The sequence below is a fragment of the Xanthobacter pseudotagetidis genome (genome assembly GCF_043194795.2).
In the GTDB taxonomy this organism is placed as follows: Bacteria; Pseudomonadota; Alphaproteobacteria; order Rhizobiales; family Xanthobacteraceae; genus Xanthobacter; species Xanthobacter tagetidis_A.
Genome location: NZ_CM195534.1, coordinates 1825474 through 1847868 on the forward strand (window position 1 = coordinate 1825474; position 22395 = coordinate 1847868).

Consider the following 22395-nt stretch of genomic DNA (forward strand, 5'->3'; position numbering starts at 1 on the left):
CAAGTAAGTGCTGCCCTGCACGCTTTCCTGCCGCGTGCGCGGTGGGGCCGGTGAGGGCGCCGCCGGGATCAGGGTGTCTCTCCCGAGACCTCCGGCAGATAGAGGGGAACCAGCCGAACCTCCTGCGGGGTCACCGGCTCGCCGGTGGCGGGAACGATGACGATGGCCCGCGTCTCCTCGCCGGTGTTCACGGATAGGAAGCGCGAGGTGGTGCCGCGCCCGCGCCGCAGCCAGCGGTCGCCCCAGGTCTTCAGGAGCACCATGGGGCAGTAGGTGTCGCGCCCCTTGGGGGTGAGGCGGTAGGCTCCCCCGTCGCCCTGCTTCTCCAGAAAGCCGTGGGAAACCAGGTTCTCCAGCCGCGAGGCCAGCACGTTCGAGGCGATGCCGAGGTTGCGGGAGAATTCGTCGAAGCGGCTGTTCCCGTGAAAGAACTCCTGAAAGATCATGAACGTCCAGCGGTCGCCGACCAGCGCCAGCGTGCGTTCCATGGAGCAGGGCCTCAGACCGCGCGCCTGCCGCTCCCGGTCCATGCGGTAGGAGCGTGTCGCCGGCTCGTCCCGCGGGCGCCAGTAGCCGGGATCGGTCTCGAATCTCACCGTGCGCGGGTTCAGGGGCGAGTGGTCATGCTCCCACACCAGAAGGGGCGAGAACCAGGTCCGCGAGGGCTCGTGGAACAGGGCAAGGGGCGGAATGCCCTCCCACAGCCACTTGTCTCCGTACCACATGAGCCCCAGCAAAGCCGGGAAGAGGTCGCGCCCGCTGTCGGTCAGGACGTAGCGCTTCCAGGAGCCGCCGGAGCCGAGCGAAACGCTCTCCAGCAGCCCGCCGCCGACAAGGCTGGTCAGCGCCTTGGTGAGGGTCGCCCGCGGGATGACGAGCCGGGCCGCGAACTCGTTGAAGCGCTCGGCGCCGAAGAAGGCCTCGCGGATGATCAGGAAGCGCCAGGGGTCGGCAAGGATCTGCAGCGTGTCGGATATCTCCGAATCGCGCTCGCAGCCGGGCGGGGCGAACTTGTCCGGGCGCGGCGCCGCGGCTGCGGCGCGGTGCGGTGCCGGCGGGTCCCGTCCGTCGAACATCCGTCCCGTCGGGACGATGCGCTCATGCGGTGCGTTGGGATTGCTGCTCAACGGACGTGGGGCTCCGCTCTGTTCGCGCCGCCAGCACTATCATGCCGGCCGCCGCTCCTCCAAAGTCCGGTGCTCCAGTTCCATCTCCCGCATCCGGAATTTCTGCACCTTGCCGCTGGCGGTGGCCGGAAACTCGGCGACGATCCGCACCACGCGGGGAATCTTGTAGGTGGCGATGCGGCCCTTGCACTGGTCCTGGATCTGCGGCGCCACCGCCGCCGAGCCCGGCTTCAGGCGCACCCAGGCGCAGACCTCCTCGCCATACACCTGCGACGGCACACCGAACACATAGGCGTCGCTCACCTCCGGCAAGGTGAGGAGAAACTCCTCCACCTCGCGGGGATAGATGTTCTCCCCGCCACGGATGATGGTGTCCTTGAGCCGGCCGACGATCTGGGCATAGCCGTCCGGTCGCATCACCGCGAGATCGCCGGAATGCATCCAGCCGTCGGCATCGATCGCCTCGGCGGTGGCTTCCGGGCGGTTCCAGTAGCCGCGCATCACCGAATAGCCGCGGATGCACAATTCGCCCCGCTGGCCCCGCGGCAGGGTGGCGCCGGACGACGGGTCGACCACCTTCGCCTCCACGTGCGGCTGCACCGCTCCGACGGTGGAGACCCGCACCTCGGCGCCGTCGTCGGCGCGCGACTGGAAGGAGATGGGCGATGTCTCGGTCATGCCGTAGACCACCGTGATCTCGCGCATGTTGAGGGTGTCGACGATGGCGTTCATGGTCGGCAGCGGGCAGGGCGCAGCGCCGATCGCCCCGGTGCGCAGCGCGCCGAGGTCGAGGGCGGCGAGGCCGGGCTGGCCGAGCATGGCGATGAACATCATCGGCACCCCGTAGAGCGAGGTGCAGCGGCGCCCCTCCACCGCCTTCAGGGTTTCCAGCGGATCGAAGCTCTCGCCGGGCAGCACGATCTCGCAGCCGTGCGCCACCGCCGCGAGCGCGCCCAGAACGATGCCGAAGCAGTGGAAGAAGGGCACCGGCAGGCAGATGCTGTCCTTCGGCCCGAGCCGCTGGCGCAGGCCGACGAAATAGCCGTTGTTGAGGATGCCCCGATGGGTGAGCAGCGCCCCCTTCGGCCGCCCCGTGGTCCCCGAGGTGTATTGCAGGTGGCACGGCGCGTCGCAGGCGACCTCCGCCTCGCGGGCGCGGATCTCTTCCCTGGCGACGGTCGATCCCGATGCGAGGAAGTCGTCCCATCCGCTCATGCCGGCGGGGATCGCCTCGTCGCCGAAGAGGACGACGGTGCGCAGGGCCGGCAGCACGTCGCGCAAAGCGGTGATCGCGGAGAGATAGGAATATCCGCGGAAAGAACGGGGAGAAAAGAGGAGAACTGCACCGGAATCAGCAAGGATATGGCGCGCTTCTTCCGCCCGGAATGCGGGATTGACGGGGACCAGGATGGCCCCGGCGCGCACGGCCCCGTGGTGCGCCACCAGCCATTCCCAGCGGTTGGCGCTCCAGATGGCGACCCGGTCGCCAGCCTTGACCCCGCCGGCGATGAGGCCCGCCGCCACCTGGTCGCTCATGGCGTCGAGCGCCGCGTAGGTCAGCGCCAATCCGCCTTGAAAGATGCTGCAAATGGCTGGGTTTGAAGGAAAATTCTCCGCCGCCCGGCGCAGCGCGGCGCCGATCGTCATTTCCAGCAGCGGGGGCTCGGTTTCCCCCCGGACCTGAGAGAGCGCGACCACTGTTTCCTCCCCTTGGGTCGTAGTCTTCCGGTTCAGGCCGATGCGGCCCGCTCCAGGCGACCGGTGTCCCGTGCCGCCCGATGGCGCGCGATCACCGCGTCGAGCGCATCACCCTCCGGGTCTGCGACCGCCGCCCGCCGCGCCGCTGCAACCTCTTGCGCTGCGGGCGTTTTATCCGCAATCGCCGGCCGGATCACCTGCTCGAAGAGCAGGTCGAAATTGCGTAGCCCGCGGCGGTAGGTGCTGCCGTATCCCTTCACCAGGGTGGCGGCCTCCGCCACGGCGACGCCGAAATCATAGTCGACCCGCGCCGCCGCGAGCACCGCCTCGAACCACCGTGCCGTGAGCGCGCTTTCCTGCGCGAAGCGCCACGAGCCGCGCCGCAGCCACCGCATGTTCGCCAGCAGCCGCATCGTCAGGAAGCCTGATATGGTGTCGCTGCGCACGTGGAGTCCCACATGAAGCCGGTGCTCGATGCCGCGCCCGCGCGCCCAGCCCAGCAGCCATTCGCCAAGGCGCGGCGGCAGCACGGCGCAAGCCTCCTCAAGGCCGGGCTTGAGGAATTCCGTGATGTGGAGCAGCTGGCCGGCCTGCGTGCGCGTTTCCGCCCGCACAGCGGCGAAGCGCTCGGCGCGCGTCTTCAGGTCGGCGACCCGGATCACGTCCTCATACGTCATGCGCAAAGCGAGGTTGCGCGCGCCCTCGATGGTGAGCCGCCAGCCCCGGCCCGCGCCGTTGAGCGCGCGGTCAAGCGCCAGCAGCTCCCGCACCCGCTCCAGATAGGCATCGCCGTAGGCGGCATCCTGGTAGTCGCACGCCCGCGCATGGCCGTGGCCCACCACGAAACGCGCCTCCACCGGGACGTCGGCGAGCGGGGCGCTGCCCGTGCCGGGGCGCAGCAGCTCCGCCGCTGTCGGGGCTGCGCCGATCGTCTCGCCACGCGCCGCGCGCAGGCCGAGCATGTACCCGCGCTTGCTGGCGGCGACGCCCTTTCCACCGGCCTCGATGGCAGCCTCGAAATGTTCCGGATCGATCGGCAGCGCTCCCGAGCCGGCGAGCGCGCCGAGCAGCACCGCATTGATCACGGTGCCGGCCTCTTCCGCCGCCCGCTCCATGTCGAAGATCACTGCCCGGTGCGACAGGTCGTGGGCCGCCTTTAGCGCCCGCGCCGCATCGAAGCGCCCGTCCTCCATGGCGATCTTTTCGGACGTCGCGTAGACGCGGTGGCTGGAGGCGATGAGGGTGGTGCGGTCGGCGGTGACGTAGCCGTTCTGCACCGCGCGCGCGGCCTCGACGAGCTCGGAGGCGACCATCACGTCCACGTCGCCGGGCACCGGGGTGAGGGCGAACACCACACGGCGATCGCCGAGTTCGTCGATCGGAATCTCGCAGTACTCGAGATAATAGGTGGTGGCGCCGGTGCGCTGCGCGACGCCGGGAATGGACGTGGCCTGGCACAGCAGGCCGGCACGGCGGATGGCGGTGGCGATCCAGTCGGCCAGAACGCCGCCGCCTTCGCCGCCGAGCGCCGCGACCAGGATGGCGCGGTTGCGCGGCACGTCGCCGCCCACGGGAGGGCGCATGGAGGCGTTCATGCGGGCGTTCCCTGGCGCGAGAGGAAGAAGCCGATCACGGCGCCGCGCACCGCCGCAAGCAGGCGGTCCACGCGGGTCGGGTTCTGGATGACCTCGGCCTTGTAGAAGGAGGGGCAGAGCACGGCGGCGTGCGCCACTTCCCCGCAATTGCCGCAGCCGACGCAGCCATTGGTCACGTGGGCGACGGGCGCGGTCCGCAGCGGGTCGGATGACTGTTTCACCGTGAGCGTCGGACAGCCGGACAGCCGGATGCAGGAATGGTCTCCGGTGCAGGTGGCCTCGTCGACGCCGTAGCGGGTGCGCACCACCCGTTCGCCAGCCTTGGCCTTGGCGGCGACCACCGGCTTCTCGCGCCGCTGACGGGCGAGCATGCACTCGCCCTCGGCGATGATCACGCGCAGGCCCTTGCCACGGGCCAGGATGGCATCCTTGAGCGCGCTGACGACAGCGCCGACCCGATAGCTGCCCACCGTGCGCACCCACTTTACGCCGACGCCCTTGAGCGCGGCCTCGATGGCCATGCCGCTCGCCTCGTCGCGCGAGTTGGTTCCGGTGGAGGGAATGTGCTGGTGGCCGGTGGCAGAAGAATAGCCGTTCTTCAGGATCACCAGCACGCCCTCGTCCTTGTTGAAGACGTGGTTGGCGATGCCGGTGGTCAGCCCCTGATGCCAGAAGCCGCCATCGCCCATGATCGAGACGACGGGATTGCGCATCATCGAGGAGAGGCCGCTCGACGAGGCAAGGCCGAGGCCGTAGCCGAGGATGGTGTTGCCCACCTTGAACGGCTCCAGCGTCGCGAAGCTGTGGCAGCCGATGTCCGCGCTGACGTGGAGCTGCCCCACCTGCTCCTGCACCAGCTTGATGGCGCTGAACACGGGACGCTCCGGGCAACCGGTGCAGAAGCCCGGCGGCCGGGCGGGAACCGGCGCGCCGAGGATGTCGAGCGCCTTGCGCCGGCTCTCTTCGATGCGGCGGACCTTCTGCGCCGCCGCATGTACGTCGACGCCTGCCGCGCGGGCGCGGGACAGGAACTTCGCGATGCCGTCCATGAGCACGGCGGCGACATACTCGCCGGCCTCGGGCAGCACGTTCTTGCCATGGACGCGGGTAGCGACCTCGGCGTCGGCGAGCAGGGCCTTGATCTGCTGCTCGATGAAGTTGGGCTGGCCCTCCTCGATCACCAGCACCGCCTTCCTGCCCGAGGCGAAATCGGCGATCTCCTGCGGCACCAGCGGATAGACGCAGTTGAGCACGAGCAGCGGAACGCGCGAGGCGCCGGTGGAATCGGCGAGGCCCAGCGCCCGCAAGGCGGCGATCACATGATTGTACATGCCGCCCTGGAGGATGAAGCCGACCTCGTCGATGTCGCCATCGACGCGCTCGTTGAGCTTCTTCTCCGCGACGTAGGCGATTGCCGCCGGCCAGCGCACGTCGATCTTGTGGCGCTCCTGGACGTAGGTGGCGGGCGGGAGCGAGATTCGGTCCTTGTGGAAGACCGGCGCCTCGATCACCGATCTCGTCGACAGACGCGGGCGGACGTTGTCGCGCGCGCGGAAGCGCCCCGTCATATGGCAGGCGCGGATGCGCAGCTCCATCATCACCGGGGTGTTGCTGGCCTCGGAGAGCTCGAAGCCGCGCTCCACCAGGTCGACGATGTTGCCGAGCTCCGGGCGCGGGTCCAGCAGCCAGAACTGCGACTTCATGGCGAAGGCGTGGGACCGCTCCTGGATGATGGACGATCCCTCGCCATAATCCTCGCCGACGATGATCAGCGCCCCGCCGGTCACCCCTGCCGAGCAGAGGTTGGACAGGGCATCGGACGCGACGTTGGTGCCAACCACCGACTTGAAGGTGACGGCACCGCGCACGGGATAGTTGACGGAAGCGCTCAGCATCGCGGCGGCGCCCGCCTCATTGGCGCAGGTGTCGAGATGGACCCCCAGCTCGTCCAGCAGGTCGCCGGCATCGCTCAGCACGTCCACCAGGGCGGAGATGGGCGCGCCCTGGTAGCCGCCCACATAGGAGACGCCCGACTGCAGCAGGGCCTTGGTGACGGCCAGGATGCCCTCGCCCTCGAAATACGCGCCGGCGCCGAGTTTCAGCTGGGAGACTTCTTCATGAAATGAGCGCTCGGGCATGGATCAGCTCCCGCTGAGCTGGGCGGCGGAGAGACGCGTCCGCATATCGCGCACCCGCGCCTCGAGGCGCGCGACCTCGACCACCGCGCGCACGTGCGCCGCCGTGCCGATGACATCGCCACCCACGCGCACCGTGGCATCGAAGGTGACGCGCCGGCCCGTGGCGGAGGCGATCACCACGTCCAGGTCCACTTCCGCACCCATGACCGCCGCGCCGCTGTGGATCAGGCTGACCTCGGCGCCGACGCTGTCCTGCCCGGGCTCGATGAGGGGCAGGAGCATGTCCCGGCACGTCATTTCCACGTCGTGGAGCATGTTCGGAGTGCCGTAGACCCGCAGGGCCGGGCCCATGAATGTGATGGCGCGCGCGTCGTCCACGACAACGCGGCGCCGGGCGCGAGCGCCTGCCGCAATCATTCCGCCTTCTCCGGAGCGTTTCCCTCCGTGCAGCATGACGATAATGGTTCATAAATGCAAGTGCGATGGGTGAATCTAGGTTCGGCCTAAGGAGAAAAGCCCATTGAATCGATGGATAGAGGAAGGTGCCGGGCGGGTTTGATTTTCAAAAAAATAATATAAAACAAATAGTTATTTCGATTTTCATCATTCTCGTCCGCCATTTGCGATTTTTGGAATCGCATTGATTTGGCGCAAAAATATGCCGCGCAGAGGGAAAATGTTGCAATGCAGCACATAAATTAACTTGTTTTCATGAACTACTAATGTAAGGGTCGTGTGGTCGCCGGGTCGCGGGGTATATCAGGTGCATGAACGCGCCGCGGGCGTGATACGGAAAACAGTAATTTGGGGAGCGGATCATGGAGCAGGGCCGATCTGCCGGCTTGGCAGGGTCGCCGGAGTCGGCGTGGTTCGAGGGCGCGCCCGGCGTGGGCGGGGTGTTCGGGCAGGATGTCGCCGGCCACGCAGCCTGGTGGCAGCAGGGGCTCGAATTGCTGGCCAAGCTTCCGGCGAAGGGCAGACGCTCTCCGGCCGACCAGGCGGTCGCTGACCGCGTTCTCGCCGCCTCCCGCGCCGCTCGCTCGGGATTTCTCTCCCGCCACGGGGCCGAGCTCTATGACCGCCTGACGGCTGGCCGCTCGCGGTTCGTCCGGGTGGAAGATCTCGCCTATGGCGCCGCGGCCCTGGTGCCCGGTCTCGTGCCGACCGAGGCGCAGGTGGCGGCCGAGGCCCAGCGGGCGCAGAAGGACAAGGACGGGCACGAATTCGACCAGGGGCTGCTGTTCAATCAGTTCCTGGGCGACCCCGCCTCCGGCATGCACCTGTGCCACGCCATGCTGCGTCCGCGCGAGGAGTCGCTCGCGGCACTCGATCGCCTGCGGAGGGACGGGCGGATCGACTTCGGCACCTCGCTGATCGAGCGGCGCGGCCGGGCCTCGATCGTGTCCATGAAGAACCCCCGCTATCTCAACGCCGAGGACGACAGCACGGTGGACAATGTCGAGATCGCGGTCGATCTCGCCCTGCTCGACCCGGACAGTGACATCTGCGTGCTGCGCGGCGCGCCGATCACCGGCGGCAAATATGACGGCCAGGGCGTGTTCTGCACCGGCATCAACCTGACGCAGCTCTATCGCGGCAAGATTTCCTACCTCTGGTATCTGGTGCGCGATCTCGGCTTCATCAACAAGATCTTCCGCGGCCTGGCCGGCGACGGCAGCCCCGAGGAGGTGTTCGGCGATACGCGCGAGAAAGCCTGGGTGGCGGCGGTGGAGAAGTTCGCCATCGGCGGCGGCTGCCAGTACCTGCTCGCCTGCGACTATGTCCTTGCCGCGAGCGACGCCTACATGACGCTGCCGGCCCGCAAGGAGGGGATCATTCCCGGGGTCGCCAACATGCGCCTGCCGCGCTTCGTCGGCGATCGCACCGCGCGCCAGGCCGTTATGTACGAGCGCCGGTTCGATTGCGACAGTCCCGAGGGGCGCCTCATCTGCGATGAGATCGTCCAGCCGGAGGCCCTCGAGAAGGCGCTCGCCAATGTGCTCGACCGGCTCACGAACTCGGGCGTGGTCAGCGCGGCGAGCAACCGGCGCGCCTTCCGCATCGCCCATGAGCCTCTGGACCACTTCCGCACCTACATGGCCGTCTACGCGCGCGAGCAGGCGCACTGCCACTTCTCGCCGGCGCTGATCTCCAACCTCGAACGCTTCTGGAACGCGGACAAGCGCGCCGCCTGAACGCGGCCGACCGAAAGGCCCGGATCAACCGGGCCGGAGCGCCGGGCCATCGGCCTGTCGCGTCACGACAACGAGAGGAACGCCATGGTTGCACGAATTCTTGGGAGCGTCGCCGTCGCGGCCACGCTCGTCGCGGGCGGCTGGTCGGGCGCTCGGGCGGAGGAGATCCGCATCGGCTCGGTGGTGTCCGCCACCGGGCCGGCCTCGCTGCTCGGCGATCCGCAGAAGCGGACGCTGGAGATGCTGGTCGAGGACATCAATACCAAGGGCGGGATCAAGGGCAACAAGCTGAAACTCGTGCTCTATGACGACGGCGGCGACGCCAACACGGCTCGCACCTTCGCCACCCGGCTCACCGAGGAGGACAAGGTGGCGGTGGTGATCGGCGGTTCGACCACCGGCACCACCATGGCCATGGCGCCGGTGTTCGAGGATGCCGAGATTCCCTTCATGTCCTTCGCCGGCGCGATCCAGGTGATCAAGCCGGTGAAGAAGTGGGTCTTCAAGACTCCCCACACGGATCTGATGGCGTGCGAGAAGATCTTCACCGATCTTCAGGCGCGAAAGCTTTCCAAGGTGGCGCTGTTGTCCGGCACCGACGGCTTCGGCAAGTCCATGCGCGACCAGTGCGTGGCCGCGGCGCCGAAGTTCGGCATCGAGGTGCTGCACGAGGAGACCTATGGCCCGCGCGACGCCGACATGACGCCACAGCTCACCAACATCAAGAACAAGCCGGGCGTCCAGGCCATCATCATCCCCGGCATCGGCCAGGGGCCCGCCATCGGGGTGCGCAACTACAAGCAGCTCGCCATCGCCCTGCCGCTCTATGTCAGCCACGGCGTCGCCTCCAAGGAGTTCATCGCGCTCGCGGGAGAGGGGGCGGAAGGCGTGCGCCTGCCGGCCGCCGCTCTGCTGCTGGGGGAGAAGCTCGCTGCGAACGATCCCCAGCGGCCCGTCGTGCTCGAATACACGAAAGCCTACGAGAAGAAGGCCGGCCAGCCGGTCTCGGGCTTCGGCGGCTTCGCCTATGATGGCTTTATGATCGTCGCCGAAGCCATCAAGCGGGCGCCGACCAGCAAGCCCGCGGCGATCCGCGACGAGATCGAGAAGACTAGGGGCTTCGTGGGCGTCGACGGCGTCTACAATATGTCGCCGCAGGACCATATGGGGCTCGATCTTTCGGGCTTCCGCATGGTGGAGATCCGCAAGGGCGATTGGGTCGCCGTGCCCTGACGCGCGTGCCGGCCCCGGGGCGCCGCGCCCCGGGGCGTCCTCGTCCTGACACGGGCTAGAGCCATGACCACCGAGCTTCTTCAGTTCGCCTTCTCGGGCCTGACCGTCGGCGCGGTGTATGCGTCGGTCGCGCTCGGATTCACGCTGATCTACAACGCCTCGCACGTGGTCAATCTCGCCCAGGGCGAGTTCGTCATGCTGGGGGCCATGTCGACCGTGTTCCTGGCCGCCGCGGGGCTGCCGCTTCCTGTGGCGATGATGCTCGCTGTCCTCATCTCAATGGCGGCGGGCTTCCTGCTTCACCGGTTCGCCATCGCCCCGGCGCGCGGCGCGGACCCGATCGCGCTCATCATCATCACTATCGGCGCCTCGATCTTCCTGCGCGGCCTCGCGCAGGTCGTGTTCGACAAGCGCTTCCATTCGCTGCCGCCATGGTTCGGCGCCGAGCCGATCGTGATCGCGGGCGCGGCGGTGCTGCCGCAGAGTCTCGTGGTGCTCGCCGGAATGCTGGTCGTGCTCTTCGCCCTGTGGCTGTTCATGACCCGCACGCTTTTCGGCCGCGCCATTCTCGCCGCCTCCAACAATCCCATGGCGGCGACGTTGGTGGGCATCAATGTGCCGGTGATCGTCGCCGCGACCTTCCTCATCTCCTCCCTGCTGGGGGCCGTGGTGGGCATTCTCGTCACCCCGATCACGCTGACCAGCTACGATGCCGGCACCATTCTCGCGCTCAAGGGCTTCGCGGCAGTGATGCTGGGGGGCATCGGCAACCCGCCGGGCGCGGTGCTGGGCGGATTGCTGCTGGGCCTTGCGGAATCGTTCGGCGCCGGCCTGATCTCCTCCCAGTACAAGGACGCCATCGCCTTCGTGATCCTGCTCGCCGTGCTGCTGCTCCGTCCTCAGGGCCTGCTCGGCGGTGCCGCGCTGGAGAGGGTGTGAAGATGCTGAGCCGCATGCTCCGATCCCGCTATCTGCAAGCCTTCCTGATGCTCGCGGTTATTCTGGCTCTGCCCTATGTGCTGCCGTCCACCTACTATCTCCGGGTGGCGTGCATGGTGTTCGTGTTCGCGCTCGCCGCCATGGGGCTCAACCTGCTGCTGGGGCTCGCCGGGCAGGTGAGCCTCGGCCATGCGGGCTTCATGGGAGTCGGGGCCTACGCGGTCGCGGTCGGCCCCACGCATCTCGGCGTGCCTGCCATTCCCGCGGCGCTCGCCGGTGTCGCGCTCTCCTGCCTCCTCGCCTTTCTCATGGGACGGCCGATCCTGAAGCTGAAGGGCTACTATCTCGCCGTGGCGACGCTCGGCTGCGGCTTGCTGATTTCCATGGTGCTGACCAACGAGGCGCAATGGACGGGCGGGCCGGACGGCATGGCGGTGCCGCGGCTGGTGCTGTTCGATGTGCCGGTGCGCGGCGTCCAGACCTGGTATTATGTCTGCGGCGCGGCGCTGACGATCGGCATGGTGCTTGCCATCAATGTCACCCACAGTCCCACCGGGCGTGCGCTGCGCGCGATCCGCGACAGCGAGGTGGCGGCGCGGGTGGTGGGCATCGACGTGGCGCGGCAGAAGCTGTTCGTATTCGTGCTCTCGGCGGCCTATGCCTCTGTGGCCGGCTCCCTGCTCGCCTTCGTCAACGGGCACATCACGCCCGATGCCACGTCGGGCTTCCTGCGCTCCATCGAGCTCATCACCATGGTCGTCCTCGGGGGGACGGGCGCGGTGCTCGGCCCGGTGGCCGGGGCGGCGATCCTTGTCATCCTGCCCCAGGCGCTGACCGTGTTTCACGACTACGAGCACATGATCCTCGGCCTCGTGATGATGGCCTGCATGATCGCGCTGCGCCAGGGCCTCGTGCCCGCCCTGACCGCGCGCTTCAGGGAGCGCACGGCATGAGCACCCTCCTGCGAGCCGACGATATCTCCATCTCCTTCGGGGGCATCAAGGCCGTCAGCGGGGTGTCGCTGGCCGTGGAGACAGGTGAGATTCTCTCCATCATCGGTCCCAACGGCGCCGGAAAGACCACCTTCTTCAACATCATATCGGGGCTCTATCTGCCGACGCAGGGCCGCGTGCTGTTCAAGGACCAGGACGTCACCGGCCGTCCGCCCGAGGTGCTGGCCCGCCGCGGCCTGTGCCGCACGTTCCAGAACCTTCAGGTGTTCTTCGGCATGAGCGCCCTGGAGAACGTGATGGCCGGGCGCCACCGGCACGAGCGCACCGGCGCCCTGTCCCACATCCTTGGTCTGCGCCGGGTGGCCCGCGAGAACGCGCTGAGCGCCAGGGAGGCGAGAGCGCAGCTGGATTTCGTGGGCCTCGCCGATCTCGCCGAAAGGCCCGCCGGAGGCCTGTCCTACGGGGCGCTCAAGCGCCTGGAGATCGCCCGCGCGCTTGCCAGCGAGCCGGATCTGCTGCTGCTCGACGAGCCGGCGGCCGGCTGCAACGGCACCGAGACCGCCCAGATTGCCGAGATCATCCGCAGGATCGCCGACGCCGGCATCACCATCGTTCTGGTGGAGCACGACATGAAGCTCGTGATGCGCATCTCGGACCGCATCCTGGTGCTGGAGCAGGGCCGGGTGCTTTGCCTCGGCGCGCCGTCCGTGGTGCGGGGCGACAGCCGGGTCCAGGCGGCCTACCTCGGCCAGCACGGAACGCGGGAGGCCCACGTTGCTTGAGATCGATCGCGCCTGCTGCGCCTACGGGCGTGTCGAGGTGCTCCACGAGGTCTGCCTGACGGTCGAGCAGGGAGAGATCGTGACTCTGCTCGGCGCCAACGGCGCGGGCAAGACCACGCTGCTGCGCGCCATCTCCGGCATCTGCCCGCTGACCGGCGGCGAGATCCGCTTCGAGGGCGAGCGGCTCGACCGGGTGCCGGCGCACCGCCGGGTGGAGCGCGGCATCGCCCAGGTTCCCGAAGGTCGCCAGATCTTCACCGCGCTTTCGGTGGCGGACAACCTGCGGCTCGGAGCGTGGCGCCGGGCCGACGGGGCCGGGACGGCGCAGGATCTGGAGCGGGTCTACCAGATGTTCCCGGTGCTGGCGGAGCGGCGCGGCTCCGTCGCGGGCGGCCTTTCCGGCGGCCAGCAGCAGATGCTCGCCATTGGCCGCGCGCTGATGGGCCGGCCGCGCCTGCTGCTCATGGATGAGCCCAGCATGGGGCTTGCGCCGCTGCTCATCGACCAGGTGATGGCGACCATCGTCGAGTTGAAGGCGAGCGGCCTCACCATCCTGCTGGTCGAGCAGAATGTTTCGGCAGCGCTCTCGATCGCCGACCGGGGCTATGTGCTGGAGACCGGCACGGTCGAGATCGCGGGCCGAGCCGGCGATCTCATGACCAATCCCGATGTGGCCTCCTCCTATCTTGGCATGTGACCGGGCTACCGGCCCGCCCATGCCGCACTGCGCCTTGACGTGGCGGGAAGGCGGGTCCTAGTCTGCCGGCGAGCGGTGACGCGCCCCCATCGCCATGCCCCGTGAGGGCTGGACCTCTGCAGTGGAATCCTGCAGGCGCACAGGGCGGCCGTCAGCTCCCTTTCCCATTCGCTGCGACAGATGCGGGACCGTGCGCGACGCGTCGCGGACGTGCGCCGTCCCTCGGGAACAGGGGCCATGACCGAGCAAGAGGCGCGTGCCGATCCGTTCGGCGCGATCGACGATTGGGACGCCGCCGACATGGGCTGCGGCGAGCTCGTCATCTTTCTGCGGCAGCGCCTGAAGGCCATGCCGGGCGGTGTGCTGCGCCTGACGGCGCGCGATTCCGGCGCCCCCGAGGATCTGCCAGCCTGGTGCCGCATGACCCGCAACGCCTTGATTCATCACGATCCTGAAGCCCAACTGTTCTGGATTCGCTCCCGCACCGACTGGAGCTGACCCCTGGACCCGGACCGGCCCAGGCCGGCCGGCACTTGCCGCATCGCCGGCCGCGGCGCCGGCGCGGACCCGAGAGAGGGAGAGAGAAAAGATGCCCGGAAAGTTCGTCGTCTCCATCAGCTGCGCCAAGAACGACACCGACAAGGCGACCGTCGGCTTCGTCATCGCCAACGCCGCCGTCGCCTCCGACAAGGAGACCGTGGTGTTCCTCTCCATCGAGGGCACCCGCTTGTCGCAGAAGGGATATTCCGACGACATCCACGAGGCGGGCTTCGCACCGCTCAAGGAGCTGATGAGCGCCTTCGCGGCGGCGGGCGGCACGATCTATGTCTGCTCGCCCTGCTTCAAGAAGCGCTCGCTCGACGAGAACAACCTGGTGGACGGCGCCAAGATCGTCGGCGGCGCCAAGCTGGTGGAGTTCATGGGCGAGGGCGCCCCCTCGGTCTCCTACTGACCCGATCCGGCGGGACGGACCGGCCTGGTCCCGCCGAAAATGCGCATGTGGTCCCGGGATCGTCCCGGGGCCGCGAATGACCAACGGAGGACCGCGTCGTGATCCCCTACCGCACCATGATCGCGGTCTTCCTCGCCGCCGCGCTCGGCTACGTGGCGCTCAGCTACGCCTTCTTCCAGATGCCGCAGACCGCCGAGGCGGCGGAGGAATGCGGTTTCCTCGCCGACGAGTTCGTCTCGGCAGGCACGCTCACCTATGAGCGCTCCCAGGCGTTCGCCGTGAGCTTCATGCGCAAGCAGGAATACTTCACCGCCACGACGGTCGGCCTCGCCTTCGCCTTCCTCGCCTTCGCGCTCATCGCCGGGCGCCGGGGCGGGGCGGCGGGCGCCGGCATGGCGGCGGGCGGCGGGGTGCTGGCGCTTTCGGCGCTGTGCATCTCCTGCCTCGCCCCGGTGCTGTCGCTGGTGGGGCTCGGCATCGCCGGCAGCCTCCTGGCGGACGTGCCGAAATGGCTGCTGACGCTCAACACCGCGCTGCTCACCTTCTGGGGCACGCTCTACCTCTCGCGGCGCCTTTCCACCTGCCCGCTGCCGGTGCGGCAGGGGGAGGGAGCGCTCGCCCATAGCCAAGGCTAGATCCGGAGGAACATCGCCATGCTCCGCTTGCTCCCGCGTCTCTTCCGCGGCGCCGCGCTCGCCGCAGCGCTCGCCCTTCCGGCGGCCGCCGCCGATTACGCGACCATTCTCACGCCGGCCAAGCCCGGCTGGCCGCTCGCCCATCCCATCGCCGGGGCCGACATCCCGCCGCCGCCCTTTTCCCTGCTGGCGGACCGGCCGGTGAAGCCGGCCTATGTCCCGGGCCTGCCCGGCCTGCCCCAGGGGCGGCTCGTGACCGACGATTTCGGCCGCAAGCCGCCGAAGTTCGACGGCGTCTTCATCCGCAAGAGCCGGGTGGAGAACGGCGAGGTGGTGATCCCGGCCGGCGGCCTCGTCTTCATGGAGGATACCTGGGGCGGCGAGGTGGCGCTGCGCGGCGAGCAGGTGCCCGTGCTCTCGCGCCTGCCCACCTATGTGGACTACGACATGTCCATCGTCGTGAAGGAGGACGTGACCATCCCCGCCGGCGGCAGCGTCGCGGTGGGCGGGCAGGTCTACAATTACTACGCCACGGTCGGCCACGAGAAGATGGCCAACCACACCGTCCATGTGCGCACCATCGCCGGCACGGACTGGGAATGGGCGTTCGGCGCGCCGGCCTTCTCGGCCACCGAGACCGGCTGGTACGGCGACCGCTTCGCCCAGCTCTACAACCAGGGCAAGGCGCGCGAGATCACGCCGAAGCAGATCACCTTCGACTGGCTGAGCGGGGTCAGGATGGACCGCATCCTGTTCGCGCAGGACAAGGTGTTCGCCGGTCTCGCCGGGGCGGGAGAGAGCTGGAAGGTGGGGGACCGCACGGTGCGCGTCGCCGCCGTCGATCCCATCGCCGGCACGGTGACGCTGGAGCTTCTCTCCGGCGACAAGGTGACCGGCACCCGCACCCTCGGCCCGGTGAAGAACGAGCTGCTGATCGAGGACACCGCCGCCCGCAAGGCGCTGGTGTTCGAGGACGCCGACATGGTGGCCTTCCTCTCGCCCTGGCCCAACGCCTTCGAGGGCGAAAAGGCCAACCTCAAGGTCTATGGCGGCGCCTTCAGCCTGAACTACGGCGCCGACTTCGCCGGCGACAAGCGGTTCGCGGTCTATCCCGTGGGCTGCCCCACCGGGCACAATTTCGGGTTCATGCTGGTCAACAAGGAGGAGATCCGCCTGAAGCCCGGAACCTCGGTGGATGGCCCCGAAGGCTATTTCCGCGTGGTGGTGGACAAGGCGGAGGGTGACAAGGTGCTCTCCTGGCGCATCGAGGACGCCAAGGGCAACCGCTCGGTGGACCTCGGCGGGCCGAACGTCACCAATGTCGACCTCGTGCTCGGCCAGGGCCGGGTCGCCGGCCAGGCGATCCTGAAGGACGTGGGCCGCGCCATGCTGGCGCGCAACTACGACACCATGGTGCGGCTCGAGACCGCCGCCGCTGCCGCCGCGCCGAGGGACGGCACCCCGGCCCAGCCGGCCGCCGCCGCGCCCGCGCCGGCTCCCGCTCCGCATCCGCCGGTGGCGGCAACGGCGAAGCCGGCCGAGGCGTCGTTCTCGCCGACCCTGGTCCTGGCCGTGGGCGTCATGGCCATCGGCGCCGGCGCTATCGGCTTCGAGATCGGCCGCCGTCGCAAGGCCGGCTGAGCGCGGCGGCGGGCGGCCCCTCCTTGCGGGGAGGGGCAGGGGGTCGGGACCGCCGCAAGCAACCCCGGACCCCAGGGCAGAGGTCACCCCTCCCCACAAGGGGGAGGGGAGCCGGCCGCGCCGATGGGCGACGTCACCCATCACGCATGCCGGGGGCGGGAGGAGGCCCCGACCTGCGGTCCGGGGTGAGATTTCAGAATGACCTGCGGGCGGAACGGCCTCCTCCGTTCCGCCACCATCCGGAAGGTGCCGATGACTGTGACCGAGTTGCGTCATGACCTCGCCTCCGACGTCTCGTTCGACGGCGGCGACCTCGATTGCGGCAACGGGCTGCTGCTGCTGATCCGCAAGCATATCGACCCCTTGCCGCGCGGCGGCCTGCTGGAGATCCGCTCCACGGAAATCTCGGTGGATGACGACCTGCCCGCCTGGTGCCGCCTCACCGGCAACGAGATGGTCTCGTTCCTGAAGGAGGGAAAGCAGCGCTCCTTCCTCGTCTGCAAGGGCCGCCTCGAGGAGCGGGCGCCCGCCCCGCCGCCCACGACCGCCGCGCCCGCCGCGAGCCTCCCGGCCGCGCCGCGCCCGGCGCGCGTGCCTGTGGAGGCCCCCGCAATCCCGGCGCTGGCGGTGATGGGCATCGGCTCCTGGCCGCGCCCGCGCTGGATGATCGACGCCATGCACGCTTACGTGGAGGGCCGCCTGCCGGAGAAGGCGTTCCACGAGACCGCGGACGACGCCGTGCGCCTCGCCATCGCCGCCCAGGAGAAGGCCGGCGTCGACGTGGTGACCGACGGCGAGCAGCGCCGCGACAGCTATGCCAGCTTCGTCGCCAGCCGGCTCGACAATTGCCAGCTCATCCCGCTCACCGATCTCCTGCCGCTGGTCGACCATCCGGAGGAGTTCGAGGCCGAGTTGCGCGCCCTCGACATCCCCGCCGGGGACGTGCGCCATCCGGCGGTGTTCGGCCGGCTCGCGCGCTCGCGCCCGCTGGTGGCGCACGAGGTGGACTTCGCCCGCGCCGTCACCCAGAAGCCGGTGAAGGTGGCGCTGCCCGGCCCCTATCTCCTCACCCGCACCATGTGGATGGAGTGCATCTCCGACCGCGCCTATGACAGCCGCGAGGAGCTCTCCGCCGACATCGTCCGCGTGCTGCGCGAGGAGCTGGCCGAGCTGATGGATGCCGGCGCGGCGCTGGTGCAGCTCGACGAGCCGGTGCTCTCCGAGGTGGTGTTCTCCGGCGCCAAGAGCAAGCGCAGCTTCATGTGCGGCGCGCTCTCGGAATCGCTGGCGCCGGAGCAGGAGCTGGCCTTCGCCCGCGATTTGCTCAACGCGGTGCTCGACGGCTTCCCCCGCGCGCGCACGGCGCTCCATGTGTGCCGGGGCAACTGGACGCCGGACGAGAGCGTGGCGCTCTCCGGCTCCTACGCGCCGCTGGTCGATACGCTCGCGCAGGTGAGGGTGGGCGCCTATCTGCTGGAGATGTGCACCCCGCGCGCCGGCGAGATGGAGATCCTGAAGGCGCTGCCGCAGGACGCCCGCATCGGCGTCGGCGTGGTGAACCAGAAGGACCCGCAGGTGGAGGCGGTGGACGCGGTCTCGGCGCGCATCGCCCACGCCATCGACCTGTTCGGGCGAGAGCGGGTGCTGCTGCACCCCGATTGCGGCTTCGCCACCTTCGCCGACAACCCCATCTGCTGCGCCGGCTCGGCCGTCGACAAGCTCGGCGCCATCGCCGCCGCCGTGGCGCGCGTCCGGTAGGATGGGGCGCCGGCGATCTCCTGCGGCGGTCGCCGGCGGTGATCCGCCAGCCGCCGGGGGCTCAGGCCTCGTCCCCCGCGGCGCGCCAACGCGAGGGCGTCATGCCGGTCCAGCGCTGGAAGGCATGGTTGAAGGCGCTGTGGGTGGTGTAGTCCAGCGCCTCGGCGACCCTCCCGACCGGCAGGGTGGTGAGGGCGAGCAGCTCGCGCGCCACGTTCGCGCGCACCTGGTCCTTGATCTCCTCGAAGGAGGTTCCGCGCGTGGCGAGCTGGCGCGCCAGCGTGCGGGTGCTCACGCCCAGCTCCCGCGCCACCTGGTCCCGCCCGGCCCCGCCGGTCATGAGGCGTGGCCGCAGCGCATGCCGCACCCGCGCCGAGAGATCGTCGAACTCGCCGCGGGCGAAGGCGCGCGCCATGTCCCTGAGGCGCGTGCGCTCGGCGGGGTCGGCGCCCGGCAGCGGCAGCGCCATGTCCGCTGCCGAGAGGATGATGCAGGTCTGCTCCTGGTCGAACAGCGCCGGGGCGCGCAGCACGCCGAAATGGGCCGCGGTGTCCGGCGGCGGCCGGCAGCACTGCAATACCTGCGCCGGGCGCGCCTTGCCGCCCGTCAGATTGCGGACCAGGTTGCAGCCGATGGCGAGCACCAGGTCGTAGATCTGCCGGCCGCGGGAGGGGCCGTCATAGATGCCGTAGCCGAGCGTGTAGGTGTCGGCGTGGCGCTGGAGATAGACCGTGGCGCTGCGGGAATAGCCGATCTGGAGGCCCACATAGTCGCGCAGCGCGTCGCCGAGCGTGGGCGCGCGCGACATCATCTCGCCGACGATGCCGAGCTCGCGGTGGTCCAGCCGCGCGCCGAGCCTCAGCCCGATGTCGGCGCGTCCGCTGCACCGCGCGGCGCCCTCCAGCAGGCCGATCAAAGCCGGCATGGGCAGCCGCGCCTCGGGCACGAGGTCCTGCGGCGCAATCCCCGATCCCGCGAACACATCATCGAGAGGAACCGCGAGCTCGCGCAGCAATTCCGGCAGGTGCGCGAGCGGCCCCACCCGCTGCAAGGGCGTGCGCTGCAATTTCGGACCTCCCCCTGTCCTCCAATGGCAAGCTTTGCTCCGGGTCATAGGCTAACGCAACGGGGCGGGGCAAGTTCTTGGCGTCGGGATCTGTCCCGGCGGGCAAGGACAGCGACGTCAGGGCGTCGCGGCGCGGCATCGGCTCCGTCAGGGCGGAGTCCGGTGCCGCGCCAAATTGCCCGTCTGCCTGCCGGGCGCCGCCGCGGAAGCCCGGCGCGCGCTGCTCTTCACCCGCCCCTCACCTTGAGGCATTGTCCCATTCCTTCCCACAAGCGGGACCGATGGCGGTCCCGCCGATGCAAGGCGAACCTATGACCGAACAGACCTCACTTCCGGCCCGGTTCCGCACGGCCGCCTTCGGGCTCGCGGCCGCGCTCGCCGTGATCGCCTGCGGTGCCGCGGAGGCGCAGCAGCCGCCGAAGTCGGCGCAGCACGTGCCGCTGCAGAAGGCCATCGGCGTGCCGCACATCGACCGGCCGATCCCCTCGCTCGCGGTGCTGAACGCGGCCGGCGCGAAGCTCGAGGGCACCAAGCTCACCCTCACCGGCGTGTCGTCCAACACCATCGTGTTCGCCGACCGTCCGGTGCGCGCGGCCGGCCACGAGACGCTGAAGCAGTTCCTGTCGCAGTGGGACGAGGGCAAGGATTCGTTCGCCGTCGATCCGCCCAACGCCACGGTGTCGGTGCTCGGCGCCAATCCCGGCGAGGTGTCGGACGTGGTGGTGGTGCTGAAGGCGCCGAAGCTCGACGGCACGACGCTGACCTTCGACGTCAAGGTGCTGGAGGGCACGCTCACCCCCGGCGGCCCGGTGGCGGTGTTCATCGACGCCTGGGCGGTGCGCGGTCCCTATGGCGGCGGCGCGGTCCATGTGGGCGGCTACTACCACCCGCCGGTCTATCACGGCGCCTGGTATGCCCATCCGTACTATCCGGCGGCCGGCGCGGCGGCGGCGGGGTTCGTCGCCGGCGCGGCGGTGGCCGGCACGGCCGCGGCGGCCGCGGCCTCGGTGCCGCGCGCCTATCCGCCCTATTGCGGCTACTACCCCTATCCGCCCTGCTACTGAGCGGGCGATCGGGGGAGGCGGGCGCCCGGCGCCTGCCTCACCCGTGATCGCGCGGCGCGAGCCGGCGATAGGCGCCGCTGAAATAGAGCAGCGGCGCGGCGTCGGCCGTGCGCACGTGCACCACCTCGCCGATGAAGATGGTGTGGGTGCCCGCCTCGTGGCGGTCGTCGAGCCGGCATTCGAGGCTCGCCGCCGCTTCCTCCAGCAGCGGGCAGCCGGTCTGCCCCTGCGCGAAGGCGAGCCCCTCGAACGGGCGCTCGATCCGCTGCGCGAAGCGCGCGGCGAGCGGCTCCTGATGGTGCGCCAGGAGGTTCACCGCGAACGCCGCGCCGCGCGCGATCAGGTCGTGGGAGGCGCTCTCGCGGTTCACCACGACGAGCAGCCGCGGCGGGCTGGCGCTGACGCTGCAGACGGCGGTGGCGGTCATGCCGTTGAGCCGCCCGTCGGCGCAGGAGGTGATCACCGTGACGCCCGCCGCCAGAGCCCGCATGCCGGCCTTGAAGGCGTCCGCGTCCACCGCCGGCCGCGCCGCCGCGCTCATGCCGCCGCTCCCTTGACCATGTCGCGCAGCATGCCGCCGGCATAGCCGGCGCGCAGGTAGCCCCGCGCCTGGAGGATCGGCACCACCGCGCCGACGAAGCTCTCGAACGTGTCGGGCAGGAAGGCGGGCGACACCACGAAGCCGTCCGCCGCGCCGCTGTCGATGATGGCGATCAGCTCGTCCGCCACGTCCTCAGGCGTGCCGACGAGGCGCGGGCACATGACGCCGCGGGCATAGACGCCGCCGGCCTCGGCGATGGTCATGGAGCCGTCCGGGGTGATCGAGCGCAGGGCGGCGATGTTGCCCTGGCTGCCGGAGGCGGCGATCTCGTTCACCGTCGCGTCCATGGGCAGGCTGGAGAAGTCCATGTTGGCGTGCGCCGCCAGCGTCGACAGGCCGGCCACCGGGTCGGCGAGGCTGTCGTGCAGCGCCAGCAGCGCGTTCGCCTCGGCGCGGGTCTTGCCGATGAAGGGCATCACCGCCATCAGCACCTTGCTGCCGCCGGGGCGCCCCGCTTCGACGAGGGCGGCGTCCACGTCGGCCTTGAACACCTTCATGCGCTCGATGTTGGGCTGGAGCGCGAAGATGATGTCGGACCAGCGCGCCGCGAAGCGCTTGCCGCGCCCGGACGATCCCGCCTGCACGATCACCGGCCGCCCCTGCGGGCTCCTCGGGATGTTGAGCGGCCCGCGCGACTGGAACCAGCGGCCCTCGTGCTTCACGTAATGCACCTTGTCCGGGTCGGCATAGAGGCCGGCCGCGCGGTCGAGGATCAGCGCGTCCTCGTCCCAGCTGTCCCAGAGCTTGAAGGCCAGCTCCATGAACTCGTCGGCGCGGTCGTAGCGCTCGTCGTGGCCGAGGTGGGGCACCGAGCCGTAGTTCAGCGCCTCGCCGTCATTCATGGAGGTGACGACGTTCCAGGCCGCCCGCCCGCCGGAGATGTGGTCCAGCGTCGCGAACTCGCGGGCGATGTTGTAGGGCGCGTCATAGGTGGTGGAGCGCGTGCCGCCGAGGCCGATGTGCCGCGTCACCGCCGCCATGGCGCCGAGGATCGGCAGCGGGTCCATGCGCGTCGCGTCCTGGTCGCCGTGGCGGATGCCGGCCACGTGGCTGTCGGCATAGCGGTCGGCGATGGCGAGCCGGTCGGCGAAGAACAGGAAGTCGAAGCACCCCTGCTCGAGCAGCTGGGCGATGCGGGCATAGTGGGCGAGGCTGAGGAACGGCGTCTCGTGGGCCGGGTTGCGCCAGATGGCGTGGCTGTGCACCACCGGGCCGGCGATGAGAAATCCGCACAGATGCATATGTTTGGGCATGGCTGGTCCTCCCTTGTCCCGGTCCGGGCAAGGCTTGTCGCTTCACGCGCGGGGAGCCCGCGCGCGCT

At 69.6% G+C, this 22395-nt stretch carries 20 protein-coding genes; 12 read left to right on the plus strand and 8 right to left on the minus strand.

Features of this window, described 5'->3' with window-relative positions:
* Positions 1 to 68: 68 nt before the first annotated feature.
* The 5 genes from V5F67_RS08445 to V5F67_RS08465 all read right to left on the minus strand — a co-directional run bounded on the left by V5F67_RS08445 (position 69) and on the right by V5F67_RS08465 (position 6975).
* Complete coding sequence (locus V5F67_RS08445; RefSeq protein WP_394021251.1) at positions 69 to 1076, minus strand: winged helix-turn-helix transcriptional regulator; 1008 nt, start codon at positions 1074 to 1076, stop codon at positions 69 to 71.
* Positions 1077 to 1166: 90 nt separating this feature from the next.
* Positions 1167 to 2774, minus strand: coding sequence for an AMP-binding protein (locus V5F67_RS08450; protein WP_394021339.1), 1608 nt, complete (start codon positions 2772 to 2774; stop codon positions 1167 to 1169).
* 83 nt (positions 2775 to 2857) lie between these two features.
* Complete coding sequence (locus tag V5F67_RS08455) at positions 2858 to 4408, minus strand: indolepyruvate oxidoreductase subunit beta family protein (RefSeq protein WP_394021250.1); 1551 nt, start codon at positions 4406 to 4408, stop codon at positions 2858 to 2860.
* Between the two features lie 8 nt (positions 4409 to 4416).
* Positions 4417 to 5931 (minus strand): thiamine pyrophosphate-dependent enzyme, encoded by a 1515-nt coding sequence (locus V5F67_RS08460; protein ID WP_509210658.1) that lies wholly within the window; start codon positions 5929 to 5931, stop codon positions 4417 to 4419.
* A 630-nt stretch (positions 5932 to 6561) separates the two neighbouring features.
* Entirely contained in the window at positions 6562 to 6975 is a 414-nt protein-coding gene (locus V5F67_RS08465; protein WP_394021248.1) for a thioesterase family protein, read from the minus strand.
* A gap of 401 nt (positions 6976 to 7376) precedes the next feature.
* Here V5F67_RS08465 and V5F67_RS08470 point away from each other — a divergent pair, with 401 nt between their 5' ends.
* From V5F67_RS08470 to V5F67_RS08520, 11 genes are all read left to right on the plus strand, one after another.
* The gene (locus V5F67_RS08470; protein ID WP_394021247.1) at positions 7377 to 8753 is read left to right on the plus strand and encodes an enoyl-CoA hydratase/isomerase family protein; all 1377 of its coding nucleotides are present in this window, start codon (positions 7377 to 7379) and stop codon (positions 8751 to 8753) included.
* Between the two features lie 84 nt (positions 8754 to 8837).
* Complete coding sequence (locus V5F67_RS08475) at positions 8838 to 9986, plus strand: ABC transporter substrate-binding protein (RefSeq protein WP_394021246.1); 1149 nt, start codon at positions 8838 to 8840, stop codon at positions 9984 to 9986.
* A gap of 63 nt (positions 9987 to 10049) precedes the next feature.
* Positions 10050 to 10925, plus strand: a complete 876-nt coding sequence (locus V5F67_RS08480; protein ID WP_394021245.1) for a branched-chain amino acid ABC transporter permease — start codon at positions 10050 to 10052, stop codon at positions 10923 to 10925.
* A 2-nt stretch (positions 10926 to 10927) separates the two neighbouring features.
* On the plus strand, positions 10928 to 11878 hold the full coding sequence (locus tag V5F67_RS08485) for a branched-chain amino acid ABC transporter permease (RefSeq protein WP_394021338.1): 951 nt from the start codon (positions 10928 to 10930) through the stop codon (positions 11876 to 11878).
* Positions 11875 to 12660, plus strand: coding sequence for an ABC transporter ATP-binding protein (locus tag V5F67_RS08490; RefSeq protein WP_394021244.1), 786 nt, complete (start codon positions 11875 to 11877; stop codon positions 12658 to 12660). The genes V5F67_RS08485 and V5F67_RS08490 overlap by 4 nt, the downstream gene beginning before the upstream one ends.
* A complete protein-coding gene (locus V5F67_RS08495) occupies positions 12653 to 13357 on the plus strand; it encodes an ABC transporter ATP-binding protein (RefSeq protein WP_394021243.1) in 705 nt (234 codons plus the stop codon). The genes V5F67_RS08490 and V5F67_RS08495 overlap by 8 nt, the downstream gene beginning before the upstream one ends.
* Positions 13358 to 13594: 237 nt before the next feature.
* Entirely contained in the window at positions 13595 to 13855 is a 261-nt protein-coding gene (locus V5F67_RS08500) for a sulfurtransferase TusA family protein (RefSeq protein ID WP_394021242.1), read from the plus strand.
* A 91-nt stretch (positions 13856 to 13946) separates the two neighbouring features.
* A complete protein-coding gene (locus V5F67_RS08505; RefSeq protein WP_394021241.1) occupies positions 13947 to 14309 on the plus strand; it encodes a DsrE family protein in 363 nt (120 codons plus the stop codon).
* A gap of 98 nt (positions 14310 to 14407) precedes the next feature.
* Positions 14408 to 14944 (plus strand): hypothetical protein, encoded by a 537-nt coding sequence (locus V5F67_RS08510; RefSeq protein WP_394021240.1) that lies wholly within the window; start codon positions 14408 to 14410, stop codon positions 14942 to 14944.
* Positions 14945 to 14962: 18 nt separating this feature from the next.
* A complete protein-coding gene (locus V5F67_RS08515) occupies positions 14963 to 16585 on the plus strand; it encodes a hypothetical protein (protein ID WP_394021239.1) in 1623 nt (540 codons plus the stop codon).
* Positions 16586 to 16837: 252 nt separating this feature from the next.
* The gene (locus V5F67_RS08520) at positions 16838 to 18343 is read left to right on the plus strand and encodes a 5-methyltetrahydropteroyltriglutamate--homocysteine methyltransferase (protein WP_394021238.1); all 1506 of its coding nucleotides are present in this window, start codon (positions 16838 to 16840) and stop codon (positions 18341 to 18343) included.
* 61 nt (positions 18344 to 18404) lie between these two features.
* On the opposite strand, the gene V5F67_RS08525 is transcribed toward V5F67_RS08520, so the two are convergent.
* Complete coding sequence (locus tag V5F67_RS08525; RefSeq protein ID WP_394021237.1) at positions 18405 to 19409, minus strand: AraC family transcriptional regulator; 1005 nt, start codon at positions 19407 to 19409, stop codon at positions 18405 to 18407.
* 311 nt (positions 19410 to 19720) lie between these two features.
* Here V5F67_RS08525 and V5F67_RS08530 point away from each other — a divergent pair, with 311 nt between their 5' ends.
* Positions 19721 to 20473 carry a hypothetical protein gene (locus V5F67_RS08530; protein WP_394021236.1) on the plus strand — a complete coding sequence of 251 codons (753 nt, stop codon included), beginning with the start codon at positions 19721 to 19723 and terminating at the stop codon, positions 20471 to 20473.
* A gap of 37 nt (positions 20474 to 20510) precedes the next feature.
* Here V5F67_RS08530 and V5F67_RS08535 read toward each other — a convergent pair whose 3' ends face one another.
* The gene (locus tag V5F67_RS08535; RefSeq protein WP_394021235.1) at positions 20511 to 21014 is read right to left on the minus strand and encodes a flavin reductase family protein; all 504 of its coding nucleotides are present in this window, start codon (positions 21012 to 21014) and stop codon (positions 20511 to 20513) included.
* Entirely contained in the window at positions 21011 to 22327 is a 1317-nt protein-coding gene (locus tag V5F67_RS08540) for an LLM class flavin-dependent oxidoreductase (protein ID WP_394021234.1), read from the minus strand. Before V5F67_RS08540 ends, V5F67_RS08535 begins: the two co-directional genes overlap by 4 nt.
* Positions 22328 to 22395: the final 68 nt, after the last annotated feature.

Coding starts and splice junctions, on each gene's coding strand:
- V5F67_RS08455 (WP_394021250.1), bottom strand. CDS start 4,408: ATGCGCCCTCCCGTGGGCGGCGACGTGCCGCGCAACCGCGCCATCCTG.
- V5F67_RS08470 (WP_394021247.1), top strand. CDS start 7,377: ATGGAGCAGGGCCGATCTGCCGGCTTGGCAGGGTCGCCGGAGTCGGCG.
- V5F67_RS08515 (WP_394021239.1), top strand. CDS start 14,963: ATGCTCCGCTTGCTCCCGCGTCTCTTCCGCGGCGCCGCGCTCGCCGCA.
- V5F67_RS08490 (WP_394021244.1), top strand. CDS start 11,875: ATGAGCACCCTCCTGCGAGCCGACGATATCTCCATCTCCTTCGGGGGC.
- V5F67_RS08465 (WP_394021248.1), bottom strand. CDS start 6,975: ATGATTGCGGCAGGCGCTCGCGCCCGGCGCCGCGTTGTCGTGGACGAC.
- V5F67_RS08500 (WP_394021242.1), top strand. CDS start 13,595: ATGACCGAGCAAGAGGCGCGTGCCGATCCGTTCGGCGCGATCGACGAT.
- V5F67_RS08485 (WP_394021338.1), top strand. CDS start 10,928: ATGCTGAGCCGCATGCTCCGATCCCGCTATCTGCAAGCCTTCCTGATG.
- V5F67_RS08530 (WP_394021236.1), top strand. CDS start 19,721: ATGACCGAACAGACCTCACTTCCGGCCCGGTTCCGCACGGCCGCCTTC.
- V5F67_RS08480 (WP_394021245.1), top strand. CDS start 10,050: ATGACCACCGAGCTTCTTCAGTTCGCCTTCTCGGGCCTGACCGTCGGC.
- V5F67_RS08475 (WP_394021246.1), top strand. CDS start 8,838: ATGGTTGCACGAATTCTTGGGAGCGTCGCCGTCGCGGCCACGCTCGTC.
- V5F67_RS08520 (WP_394021238.1), top strand. CDS start 16,838: ATGACTGTGACCGAGTTGCGTCATGACCTCGCCTCCGACGTCTCGTTC.
- V5F67_RS08445 (WP_394021251.1), bottom strand. CDS start 1,076: ATGTTCGACGGACGGGACCCGCCGGCACCGCACCGCGCCGCAGCCGCG.
- V5F67_RS08505 (WP_394021241.1), top strand. CDS start 13,947: ATGCCCGGAAAGTTCGTCGTCTCCATCAGCTGCGCCAAGAACGACACC.
- V5F67_RS08540 (WP_394021234.1), bottom strand. CDS start 22,327: ATGCCCAAACATATGCATCTGTGCGGATTTCTCATCGCCGGCCCGGTG.
- V5F67_RS08535 (WP_394021235.1), bottom strand. CDS start 21,014: ATGAGCGCGGCGGCGCGGCCGGCGGTGGACGCGGACGCCTTCAAGGCC.
- V5F67_RS08450 (WP_394021339.1), bottom strand. CDS start 2,774: ATGACGATCGGCGCCGCGCTGCGCCGGGCGGCGGAGAATTTTCCTTCA.